1 protein-coding gene is annotated in these 323 nt (G+C 61.6%); it reads right to left on the minus strand.

Annotated elements, in window-relative coordinates; translation table 11 throughout:
• A partial coding sequence (locus tag EP376_RS22785) for a recombinase family protein (protein WP_164745072.1) occupies positions 1–278 on the minus strand: 278 nt, incomplete at its 3' end.
• Positions 279–323: the final 45 nt, after the last annotated feature.

A 323-nucleotide genomic window follows, 5' to 3' on the forward strand; every position in this document is an offset into this window, starting at 1 on the left:
TCCTGCAGCGAGCGGAAGAAAGCTCCCTTGGCCTCCAGACGCTCGATCACCTCCAGTAAGTGCGACAGAGACCGCGCAAGCCGGTCGATCCGCACGACGACCAGCGTATCGCCGCTCTGGACCCGTTCGAGCACCCGCGCGAGCACAGGACGCGCGCGATTGCCGCCTGAGGCGTGCTCTTCAAAGATCTCGGCACAGCCCGCCGATTGCAGCGTCTCGGACTGGGGCAGGGGGGTCTGATCCTCTGTGGAAACGCGGGCATAGCCTATCAGGGACATGAAAACGGGCCGTTTGCAATTTTATGTATCACCAATAAACGACCG

Origin of the sequence: Alexandriicola marinus (genome assembly GCF_004000435.1) — a bacterium.
Classification (GTDB): Bacteria; Pseudomonadota; Alphaproteobacteria; order Rhodobacterales; family Rhodobacteraceae; genus Alexandriicola; species Alexandriicola marinus.